This is a genomic window from Albidovulum sp., assembly GCF_049646345.1.
Classification (GTDB): Bacteria; Pseudomonadota; Alphaproteobacteria; order Rhodobacterales; family Rhodobacteraceae; genus Albidovulum.
On sequence record NZ_JBARVQ010000640.1, the window covers coordinates 1 to 11,484 of the forward strand.

The window sequence follows — 11,484 nt, forward strand, 5'->3', positions numbered from 1 at the left end:
GCGCAATTTCGGCATGGTTTTTCAAGGCTACGCGCTGTTCCCGCATATGTCCGTGCGTCAGAACATCGCCTATCCGCTCGATGTGAGGAAACGCCCCAAGGCCGAGATCGAAGCCCGCGTCGATGAGATGCTGGACCTCGTCCAGTTGCAGGAGTTCGGCCACCGTTTGCCCGGCCAGCTTTCCGGCGGCCAACAGCAGCGTGTGGCGCTGGCGCGTGCGCTCTGTTTCGCACCACCGGTGCTTTTGCTTGATGAGCCCTTGGGTGCCCTGGATAAGAAGCTGCGCGTCGAAGTGCAGGACCAGCTCAAGGACATTCACCGCCGCGTCGGCACCACCTTCATCTATGTGACCCACGATCAGGAAGAGGCGCTGTCGATGTCGGACCGCATCGTGATCATGCAAGCCGGCCGCATCGAACAGGTCGGCACGCCCGAAGAACTGTATCAGAAGCCCCGCACCCGCTTTTCCGCGAGCTTCCTTGGCAAGTCGAACTTCCTGACACGCGACGGCGCGCTTTACGCGCTGCGCCCCGAAAAGATCGACATCGCGCCGAAGGGGCAAGGCAAGGGGCCGAACACGGTCAGCGGCACCGTCCGCGCGATGACCTATTTCGGCTCGGTCCTGAAATACGACGTCACTGTGCCGGGGATGGATGAGATCGAGGTCGATGCCGATGCCTGGCGCGGCGGTGCACCCGTGGCCGAGGGCGCGGAAGTGGACCTCAGCTGGTCCGACGCGGCAGCGGTAAGACTGGACGCAGACTGAAGACCCATAGCGGGGTGGGAGGAACGGACCCCGCAACTGAACCGGGCGGCAAGCCCGGCCAACATGGAGGAGACCAGAATGCACGACAAGCAATTCATGCGTGAGACGGCGCTGGAAGGCGCCAAGGCGTTCAAGGAAGGCCGGATGGACCGGCGGTCATTCCTTGTGCTCTGCGGCATGGCGGGAATCGCGACCCAGTCGGTGATCGCGGGCGATGCCGAGGCGGCGGCGAATGAAATCGTCATTTGGAACTGGGGCGGCCAGTCCGAGGAATGCCATGGCAAGGCGATCGGCGATCCCTTCACCGCAGAAACCGGCATGCCACTGAAATTCGACACGTCCGGCCCGCTGCAAGGCAAGATCAAGGAGATGGTCGACAGCGGCAACGTCACTGCCGATGTCTGCGACGCCGACCTTTTCGACGCTGTGGCGCTTGGGCCGTCGGGCCATCTGGAAGCCATCGATTATGACGTCGTCTCGAAGGATCGCACCCTGCCGCAATACGCGCTGGAGCATGGCGTCTCGATCATCCTTTACGGCTATGCCTTCGTCTATGACACCGAGGTGTATGGGGACAATCCGCCGAACTCCTGGGCCGATTTCTTCGATACGGCAAAGTTCCCGGGCAAACGCTCGCTCTACAAATGGGCCAATGGTTCACTGGAAAGCGCGCTTCTGGCGGATGGCGTCGCCAAGGACGCTCTCTATCCGCTCGACATGGACCGGGCGCTGGCCAAGATCAAATCGATCAAGGATGACAGCCTTTACTGGGGGTCCGGCTCCGAGGCGCATTCGATGGTCGTCAATGGCGAGGTCTCGATGGGCATGGTCTGGCAGAACCGGGGCCGCAATATCGAGAACGACACCGACGCTCGCTACAAGCTGGTGATGAACGAAGCCCTTGCCATGCCGGGCGCCTATATCGTGCCGAAGGGCAATCCGGCCGGGCGCGAGGCCGTGATGAAATTCATCGCGACCGCGCAGGGTGTGCCATCACAGCTGACGCTCTTGGACTGTCTCGGCATGACGCCCTCGAACCCCGAGGCCTTTGCCCAGATCCCCGAGGACCAGCAACCCTACGCCATCACCTCGGCGATGAACATCGACGGCATCGTCTACAACGATCCGACCTGGTGGGGCGAGAATGGCGGCGATGCCGTCAACGCCTTCCTCGACGCGATCTCCTGATCCTCGACCCCGGCGGTGCCGCTCCCGCGCCGCCGGGCCCAAAGACTTGGCACGGGCCTTCGGGCCCGGCCCTTTTCCCCCAATTTTTCGGACGCACACGGATGAACGGCTCCCCCCTCTCACGCATCGGCACCGGCTGGCTTCTTGTCCTGCCGTTCCTTGCGCTTGTGGTGACGCTGTTTCTTGGGCCCATTATCAACATCCTGTGGCTGAGCGTGACCGACCCTGAACCGGGCCTTGGCAATTACGCCGCCCTCGTCACGTCGGAAAGCCTCGCGGGCATCCTCTGGACGACGATCCGCATCTGCGTGATCACGACCGCATTCTCGGTGATCTTCGGCTATTCCATCGCCTATGCGATGGTCCATGTCGCCAAAGGCAGCCGCAACCGGATGCTGAGCCTTTTGCTGGTGTCGTTCTGGATTTCCGTTCTGGTCCGCACCTTTAGTTGGCTCATGCTTCTGGGCCGCAAGGGGCTGGTGAACGAAACGCTGGTGAATATCGGCATCATCGCCCAACCGATCGAGTTCATGCGCAATGAACTGGGCGTGTTGATCGGCATGGTGCACTACATGGTTCCCTATGCCGTCCTGCCGCTTCTGGCGGTGATGCAGAACATCGACACCCGCGTTCTGTCGGCCTCCCGCAGCCTTGGTGCCACCGGCAACCAGACCTTCTGGCGGGTCTATCTGCCCTTGACCAAGCCCGGCCTCGTCGCTGCATCACTGCTGGTCTTCATCCTCTCGCTCGGCTTCTACGTGACACCCGCGATCCTTGGCGGTGGCAAGGTGCTGATGGTGGCAGAATACATCTCGGTCCAGATCCTCGTGACATTGCGCTGGGGCACGGCGGCGATGCTGGCAGCCCTGATGCTCTTCGGGGTGCTCGCGCTTCTCTTCCTGATGTCGCGCTTCATGAAGCTGTCGACAATCTTCGGGGGGGCAAAGGCATGAGGCGCAGCTTTTCCGAAACCCTGAACCGCTACTGGGCATGGCTTCTGCTTCTCTTCCTCGTGGCCCCGGCGCTGATCGCCATTCCGGTTTCGCTGACGCCGAAACGGTTCATGTCGATGCCCAAGGGGGAAATATCGCTCAGGCATTTCGACAAGCTATTCGGCAGTGAAGAATGGATGTCGAGCTTCTGGCAAAGCGCCGTCATCGGCCTCACATCGGCGGCCCTTGCCACAACGCTCGGCACGCTCTGCGCCATCGGTCTCTGGCGGGTTTCGTCGAAATGGGGTGAGGCGGTGCGGGCCTTTCTGCTGCTGCCGCTGGTGGTGCCGCCGATCATCTCGGCCATGGCATTCTACCGCTTCATGGTGCCATTGGGCCTGATCGACACCTATCCCGGACTGATCCTTGCCCATACCGTTCTTGGCGCGCCCTTGGTGCTGATCACCGTCTCGGCCTCACTCGCGGGCTTCGATCCGCGGCTTGAACAGGCCTCGCGCAACTTGGGCGCCTCGAACTGGACGACGATGCGGCGGGTGATCCTGCCATCCATCCGTCCCGGCGTGCTGGCGGGTGCCATCTTTGCCTTCATCGCGTCATGGGACGAGATTGTCGTGACGCTCTTCCTGTCGAAATTCAACGTCTACACCCTGCCCCGCCGCATGTGGAACGGTATCCGCGAAAACACCGACCCGACGGTCGCTGCTGCCGCCGTCGTGCTGATCGCCATCACGCTGATCTTCTTCATCATTCAGGCGCTGAACGCGCGCCGAACCCGCAATTCCGGAGAGACCTGATGACCCTCACCCTGTCGCATGAAGACGAACTGCTGCGCGCCTCGGTCCGCGCCTTTCTGGACCGTGAAGTGATCCCGCATGAGGAGCTGGTCGATCAGACCGGCGAAGTGCCCGAAGAGATCGGCCGTGGGATCGAGGCGAAGTCCAAGGAACTTGGCCTGTTCGCCGCCAATCAGCCCGAACGTGTCGGCGGGGGCGGCCTCAACTACACCCAGATGGCGATCATCGAACGTGAATTCGGGCGGACGAGCCATGCGCTGCATTCCTGGATCGCGCGTCCGACAGAGCTTCTTCTGGCCTGTGAAGGCGAGCAGATCGAGAAGTACCTTCTTCCTTGCGTCAGCGGCGACAAGCGCGAGCTTTTTGCCCTGACCGAGCCGGGCGCGGGATCGGACGCTATGGGGATGGCGACCCGCGCCCGGCCGGAAGGGGGGGACTGGATCCTCGACGGGATGAAACACTTCATCTCGGCCCCGACCATGGCCGATTTCGCCATCGTCTTTGCCGCGACCGGGGTCGATGAAACAAAGCGCGGGCCAAGGAAGCGCGTCACCGCTTTTCTGGTCGACCGCGACACACCCGGCGTCGCCTTCCGCGAAGGCAGCAAATGCGTCTCCAACCGTGGCTACAAGACCTATGAGCTTATCTTCGACAATGTCCGGCTTGGCCCCGGTCAGGTTCTGGGCGAAGAGGGCAAGGGGTTTGAACTGGCCGGGAAATGGCTGGGCATGGGCCGGGTCTGGATCGGCGCGTCCTGCTGCGGCAAGGCCGAGCGGCTGATCGAACTCGCCACCGACTGGTGTGCCAGCCGCAAGCAGTTCGGCCAGCCCATCGGCCAGTTTCAGGCGACCGGCTTTCGCCTGGCCGACATGACAATCGGGTTGCGCACCGCGGAACTTCTGGTCGCCGATACCGTGCGCCGCGCCGATCAGGGGATCATGACGGACAGCGATGCGGCGATGGTCAAGGTCTATTGCTCTGAGATGCTGAACAAGGTCGCCGACGACACCGTGCAGGTCTTTGGCGGCATGGGGCTGGTCGAAGAAATGCCGGTCCAGCGTCTCTGGCGTGATGCACGGATCGAACGGATCTGGGACGGCACGTCCGAAATCCAGCGCCACATCATCACCCGCGCAATCCTGAGGCCGCTTGGGGCATGACGCCGGATCGTCGCGCCAATCTGAATCGGCTTCTGAACCCGCGCCACATCGCCTTCATCGGCGGGCGCGATGCCGAGGTCGCGATCAAGGAAGCCGACCGGCGCGGGTTTCTGGGGGACATCTGGGCGGTGAACCCCAAGCGCGACACACTTGGCGGTTATCCCTGCTATCGCAACCTAGCCGACCTGCCCGAAGCCCCCGACGCCGTGTTCCTTGCCGTCCCCGCGCCTGCCGCAGTTGAGGCGGTACGCGAACTGGCGGCAATGGGGGCCGGGGGCGTCGTCTGCTACACGGCGGGGTTCCGCGAGGCGGGCGCCGGGGGGGCAGAGCTGGAACGCCAGTTGATCGAGGCTACGGAGCAGATGGCGCTGATCGGCCCCAATTGCTATGGCATGATCAACTATCTCGACCGCGCGGCACTCTGGCCCTTCGCCCATGGCGGGTCATGCCCCGGCTGGGGTGCTGCGATCATCACCCAATCCGGCATGCTTTCGTCCGATATCACAATGGCGCAGCGCTCGCTGCCCCTCACGCATATGATCTCGGGCGGGAACCAATCGGTGCTGACGATCGAGGATTTCGTCGATCACCTCGCCGATCACCCCGCCGTCCGCGCAATTGGCATCCACATCGAAGGCCTGCGCGATGTCCGTGCGTTTGAGGCCGCCTGCCTCAAGGCGCTCGACCGGGGCGTGCCGGTCGTGGCGCTGAAAACCGGATCGTCGCAGATCGGCGCCAGCCTGACGGTCAGCCATACCGGATCACTCTCGGGCGCGGACGATCTGCACAATGCGCTCTTTGATCGCTGCGGCGTGATCCGTGTTAAGAACCCTTCAGAACTACTTGAAACCCTGAAGTTTCTTTGCGTTTCTGGCGCGCCGAAGGGTGGCCGTGTCGCGGGGTTCACCTGTTCGGGTGGCGGGGCGACGATGCTGGCCGATCACGCCGAAATCATCGGGCTCGACTTCCCGGTTTTCGATGACGCAGCCCGCACGGAACTGGCGGCGATGTTGCCGCCCATCGCCACCGTTTCGAACCCTTTAGACTATACGACACCGATCTGGGGCCAGCCCGAAATCACCGGCCCCGTCTTCGGGCGCGCCATGGCGCTGGCGCAGGCCGATGCGGCACTGCTGGTGCAGGACTACCCGGCGGCGGGGCTCGACGAGTCGAAGGTCTTCTACCTCAACGACGCGAAGGCCTTTACCGAGGCCGCCCATAGCCGCGGCATCCCCGCCGCGATCTGCGCCACCCTGCCCGAAAATATCGACGCCGACACCCGCGACATGCTGATCGCCCGGGGCATTGCCCCGATGCAGGGGATCGACGAGGCGCTGAACGCAATCCACGCGGCCACGCGCTGGAGCGCTTTGCGCAGCCGGATCGCCGGGGCGCAACCGGCACCCCTCCTGCCAGCCCGCGCTGCGGACGCTTTGACCATGATCGATGAAGCCAGAGGCAAGGCACGCCTCCGCGACTTCGGCATAGACGTGCCGGAGGGGCGTCTGGTCAACGGCGACAAAGTCGTGGAAGTCGCTGACACACTGGGCTTCCCGGTCGTTCTGAAGATGATGGGGCCACGTCTTGCGCACAAGACCGAGGCGGGGGCCGTTGCGGTCGGGTTGACGGATACGGGCGCATTGATGACCGCGCTTGAAACCATGCGGCACTCGGTCAGGACGCATGATCCGCAGGCCGTGACCGACAGCTTTCTGGTCGAGGCGATGGCCCCAAAACCCGTCGCCGAATTGATCCTCTCAATCCGCTCTGACCCGCAATTCGGCATGGCGCTGACACTCGGCTCGGGCGGTATCCTGACCGAGCTTGTCGGCGACAGCGTGACGCTGCTTCTCCCGGCCACGGCGGATGAGATCGAGGCCGCGTTGCTCCGGTTGAAAGTGGCGCGGCTTCTGGGGGGGTATCGTGGGTCCCGACCGCTCGACATCACCGCGCTCGCCCGGACGCTCGCCGGTTTCGCGGAGGCGGTCGCTGCAAACGCCGACCGCATCGCAGAAGTGGAAATCAACCCGCTTTTCGTGCATCAAGACGGCATCACTGCCGTTGATGTCCTGTTGCACGAATGGCCCACCCGTTGAGCAACCTGCCCAGCCGTCCCAACCCCGCCCTGACCGTCGGCCCCGACAACAAACAGGGCTGGAACCAGCCGCAGAACCGCCGGCACGGTTTTCACAACGGCCATAGCCTGTGGCGGCGGGTCCTGACGCTGCAGGCGCGCCGCATCCTGACGCTGCATGAACGGCCCGACCCCGCCATCGCCGATGCCGCCGCACGGACAGGACTGACGCAGCATCCCGCCTTTTCGGCGCTGGTCATCGCCGAAGGCGACCGGGTCCTTTACAGCGGACACGCACCCGATTTTGGCCCCGACCGGCCACATTCGATCCAGTCCGTCACCAAGCTGCACGCACATCTGATCATGGGCGAACTGATCGCATCCGGCCGGGTCGATCCCGCCGCGAGCGTCTCGACCTATCTGCCCTGGATCGGATCGGGCTATGCGGCGGCGACGGTCGCCGACGTGATGGACATGAACGTCGCCAATGACTTCACCGAAGACTATGCCGACCCGCATTCGGGCTGCTATGCCGAGGAAGAGGCATTGGGCTGGCGGCTGCCACCTGACGGACGGGCCGAGATGACGCTGCGCGACTTCGCCGCCGGGATCACCGGTTCCGACCTGACGAACCGCACCGGCTATGCGCTTTACAAATCCGCCAATACCGATGTGCTGACACTCATCGCCGCGGCGGTTGGCGACCACCCGCTCCGGCGGCTGGAGGCCATCGCGGATGCGGCGGGATATGAGGGCGGGTTTCACATGTCGCTCAGCCCCGACGGTCTGCCCGCGCTGTCCGGTGGCGGCTGCCTCTCGGCCCGCGACCTTGCACGCTTCGGCCTTCTGCTCGCCCGTGGCGGACGGGCGGTCAGCGGCGCGGATGTCGGCAATGCGGCGTTCACCGAGGCCTCGCGCCACCGAGGGCCCAATCCGCTCAGCCCCACCCGTCCCGGGATGCGTTATTCCAACCAGTTGATGACCAATGGAAGATGGATCGGCCATGCCGGATATGGCGGCCAGTTCCTGATGGTCGATATGGTCACCGGACGGGTCGCGGCCTTTCTGAGCGTTCTGGAAAACGAGTCCGGCTATGACGAGGCCTATATGGCGTGGGTCATCCAGTCGCTCGACGCGATCCTCGCGACGCCCCTGACAGGCTGACTACCACCTATCGCCCCGGCGTCGCGCCATGTATAGGATGTGTCCTTGACCACAGGGCATCCGAACGGAATGGGCGACCGGGCATTGGAAAGCGATTCTCTCGACACAGGCCTTGTCCGCTCCGGTGATCCCCGGCTCGATCAGCTCATCGCCTGCCCGACCTGCGATGCGCTTCACCATATGTCGGATATCCCCGTCGGGGCCTCAGCCCGCTGCCACCGCTGCGGCACGGTGCTGATGAGCCCGCGCCGGGGGGCGATGACGCGGATCGTCATGCTGGCCGCGACCGCCGCCATCCTGATGATCGCCGCGATCTTCTTTCCCTTCCTGCAACTCGATGCGGGCGGGCTGAGCCGGACAAGCTCGGTCATGGGGGCGGTCATGGCGTTTTCCGGGGCGGGCATGCTGCCCTTGTCGGTCGCCGTGGCGGCGCTGATCGTCGTCCTGCCACTCGGCCGATTCCTGGCTTTGGCCTATGCGTTGGCGCCAATGGCGCTTGGCTGGCATCCGGCGCGCCACGCTGCAGTGGCTTTCCGCTGGGCCGAGGCCGCCAAGCCCTGGGCCATGGCCGAGATTTTCATCGTCGGCGTGGCCGTCGCGCTGGTCAAGGTTGCGGGGCTTGCCAAGGTCACACCCGGTCCTGCATTCTGGGCCTTCGCGGCTTTGGTTCTGGTGACCGTCCTCAAGGACACGTTCATGTGTAGGTTGACGATATGGAAAACGCTCGAAGAACGCAGGCGGTCCTGACCGCGCGTCGGGCGGGTCTGGTCGCGTGCACCACCTGTGGCAGGGTCTATCAACCCGATCGCCCGAGCTGCGGTCGTTGCGGCAGCGCCCTGTCCAGTCGCGACACGGCCAGCCTGCAACGGGTCTGGGCCTGGCTGATCGCCGGAATGGTCGCCTATTTGCCCGCCAACATCTATCCGATGCTGGTCACCTCCACCTTTGGACGCAAACAGGAAAACACCATCATCGGCGGGGTGGCCGAGCTGTTCGACCACGGGTCATGGGGCGTCGCGCTGATCGTCTTCTTCGCCTCGGTGATCATCCCCATCGGCAAGTTCATTGCCATCGGCTATCTGGCCATCTCGGTTCGCTCGCCCGATGCGATGCGCGGTCGTGGACGCCAGCATCTTTACGAAGTGGTCGAATTCATTGGCCGCTGGTCGATGATCGACGTCTTCGTCGTGGCGATCCTCGCCGCCCTCGTGCAGCTTGATTTCGTCGCCAGTGTGAACCCCGGCACCGCCGCCGTCAGCTTCGCGCTTTCGGTTGCCTTCACCATGATTTCAGCGCAGAACTTCGATCCCAGACTGATCTGGGACGCCTATGAGGCAGATGACACGTGACCGAACCCGATCCCGCAGAACTGGACATCCGCCCTGCCCGCGCCTCGTTCTGGCGCAACCTGTCATTCATCTGGCTTGTCCCCGTGCTGGCACTTGCGGTTTCGCTCGGACTTGCATGGCAAAGTTTTTCGCAGCGCGGTGTCGCAATCGAGATCAGCTTTTCCAACGCGCCGGGTGTCACGCCGGGCGAAACCACGATCCGGTACCGGGATGTGGTCGTTGGGACGGTCGAGGATGTGACCTTCACCCCTGACCTGTCGCGGGTCGTCGTTCATGCGCGGATCGACAAGGATGTGGCCCCGTTTCTGGATGACGCATCCGAATTCTGGATTGTCAGCCCCAAGGTCTCCACCCGCGGGATCAGCGGCCTGTCGACCGTCTTGTCGGGCGTTTACATCGAAGGCGCCTGGGATCAGGTGCCGGGCGTGCAGCAATGGAGCTTTACGGGCGGTGACGGTCCGCCTCTGGTCCAGCCGGGGCGGGAAGGCAAACGCATCAGCCTGATCACCACCGATGGCAGCCTGATTTCCGAAGGGGCGCCGATCTTCTTTCATGGGGTAGAGGTCGGCCGGCTGGAAAAGCCGCGCCTGACCGTGTCATCTGACGCCATTGTCGTCGACGCCTTCATTGACGCCCCGCATGACCGCCGACTGAACGCCGCCACGCGGTTCTGGGACACGTCCGGCTTTTCCGTCTCGCTTGGGGGTCAGGGCCTGACACTCGATTTCGATTCCATCGCCTCGGTCGTTGCCGGCGGGATCGAGTTTGACACGATCTATGAAGGCGGGGCACCGGTAAGTGCAGGCCATGTCTTCACCATCTATCCTGACGAACCCGAAGCACGGCGCAGCCTTTTCGTGCGCTCGTCCGGTGCCTCGGTCTCGGTCGCGGCCGAGTTCGACGAATCCGTCAGCGGCCTCGAACCGGGCGCGCCGGTGCAATATGGCGGGTTGAAGGTGGGTGAGGTGACGGCTCTTTCGGCGCAGGTCGAGGAATCCGATGCAGGGCCCCGCGTCCGGCTGTTCGCCAATCTTGCCATCGAACCCGACCGGCTGGGCCTGCCACCCGGAGCGGGCGAGGCTGAAGTACTCGACTTCTTCGACGCCGCGGTCCTGTCCGGGCTTCGCGCCCGTCTCGCGGCGGCGAACCTTTTCAGCTCCGCTCTGGTCGTGGAACTTGTCGAAGTGGAGGACGCGACCCCGGCGGTATTCGATCGCAACGCAGACCCCCTGCCGCTTCTGCCCAGCAGCGGGTCCGACCTGCCGGACTTCACCGCCACGGCCGAAGGCGTGCTGGAGCGGATCAACGCTCTGCCGATCGAGGAACTGCTGGATCAGGCCATCAGCCTTATGGCCTCGATCGAGGCCGTCGCCGCCTCAGACAGCACCCGCGCGGCACCCGATGCGATCGTGGCGCTGCTGGAAGATACGCGGGCCTTGGTGAACGACGAAGCGACGCGGGCGCTGCCGGGTGACATAAGGGCGGCGGTGGCCGATCTGAGGGGCGTGGTATCAGACCTGAAAACCGCAGGCGCCTTCGACAATCTCGCGGCGGCACTGAAAAGCGCCGATACAGCCGCGGCCAATTTCGCTGCGGCCTCCGAAGAGCTCCCCGCACTGGTCGATGACCTGAAGGCCGTGGCGGCCAAGGCGAACTCGCTTGAGGCCGAGGAGCTGATCACCGCGGCGACCCGTGTGCTCGACAGCGCCGACAAGGTGATCGGCACCGAAGCCGCGCGCAACCTGCCCCCCTCTCTGAACGCAGCACTTGATGAAATCCGGGCGGCCTTGGCCGAGCTGCGCGAAGGCGGGGCGGTCGAGAATGCAAATGCGACGATGGCCTCGGCGCGCGACGCCGCCGATGCCGTCGCCGAGGCGGCCGAAGGCCTGCCCGATCTTTCGGCGCGCCTCAACCAGCTCGTCGCGCAATCCGAGGCGCTGATTTCGGCTTACGGCGACCGCTCGGATTTCAACGCAGAGACGCTCGCGGCCCTGCGCGAGGTCCGTCAGGCCGCCCGAGCAGTCAGCCAACTGGCC

At 64.1% G+C, this 11,484-nt stretch carries 10 protein-coding genes; all 10 read left to right on the top strand.

The genetic code is table 11. The features are described 5' to 3' along the window. A partial coding sequence (locus WBB85_RS16640; RefSeq protein WP_432639715.1) for an ABC transporter ATP-binding protein occupies positions 1-766 on the top strand: 766 nt, incomplete at its 5' end. Between the two features lie 78 nt (positions 767-844). Then, positions 845-1,954 carry an extracellular solute-binding protein gene (locus WBB85_RS16645; protein ID WP_432639716.1) on the top strand — a complete coding sequence of 370 codons (1,110 nt, stop codon included), beginning with the start codon at positions 845-847 and terminating at the stop codon, positions 1,952-1,954. A gap of 101 nt (positions 1,955-2,055) precedes the next feature. After that, a complete protein-coding gene (locus WBB85_RS16650; RefSeq protein WP_432639717.1) occupies positions 2,056-2,907 on the top strand; it encodes an ABC transporter permease in 852 nt (283 codons plus the stop codon). Then, positions 2,904-3,701: an ABC transporter permease gene (locus WBB85_RS16655; protein ID WP_432639718.1), complete on the top strand. Its 798-nt coding sequence runs from the start codon at positions 2,904-2,906 to the stop codon at positions 3,699-3,701. The genes WBB85_RS16650 and WBB85_RS16655 overlap by 4 nt, the downstream gene beginning before the upstream one ends. After that, complete coding sequence (locus tag WBB85_RS16660; RefSeq protein WP_432639719.1) at positions 3,701-4,861, top strand: acyl-CoA dehydrogenase family protein; 1,161 nt, start codon at positions 3,701-3,703, stop codon at positions 4,859-4,861. Before WBB85_RS16655 ends, WBB85_RS16660 begins: the two co-directional genes overlap by 1 nt. Further along, a complete protein-coding gene (locus tag WBB85_RS16665) occupies positions 4,858-6,957 on the top strand; it encodes an acetate--CoA ligase family protein (protein WP_432639720.1) in 2,100 nt (699 codons plus the stop codon). The genes WBB85_RS16660 and WBB85_RS16665 overlap by 4 nt, the downstream gene beginning before the upstream one ends. After that, the gene (locus WBB85_RS16670; RefSeq protein WP_432639721.1) at positions 6,942-8,099 is read left to right on the top strand and encodes a serine hydrolase; all 1,158 of its coding nucleotides are present in this window, start codon (positions 6,942-6,944) and stop codon (positions 8,097-8,099) included. Before WBB85_RS16665 ends, WBB85_RS16670 begins: the two co-directional genes overlap by 16 nt. Before the next feature lie 180 nt (positions 8,100-8,279). Beyond that, complete coding sequence (locus tag WBB85_RS16675; RefSeq protein WP_432639724.1) at positions 8,280-8,846, top strand: paraquat-inducible protein A; 567 nt, start codon at positions 8,280-8,282, stop codon at positions 8,844-8,846. Beyond that, positions 8,813-9,448 carry a paraquat-inducible protein A gene (locus tag WBB85_RS16680; protein ID WP_432639722.1) on the top strand — a complete coding sequence of 212 codons (636 nt, stop codon included), beginning with the start codon at positions 8,813-8,815 and terminating at the stop codon, positions 9,446-9,448. The genes WBB85_RS16675 and WBB85_RS16680 overlap by 34 nt, the downstream gene beginning before the upstream one ends. Beyond that, positions 9,445-11,484, top strand: a 2,040-nt coding sequence (locus WBB85_RS16685; protein WP_432639723.1) for an intermembrane transport protein PqiB, incomplete at its 3' end; no start/stop codon positions are given. The genes WBB85_RS16680 and WBB85_RS16685, both read left to right, overlap by 4 nt.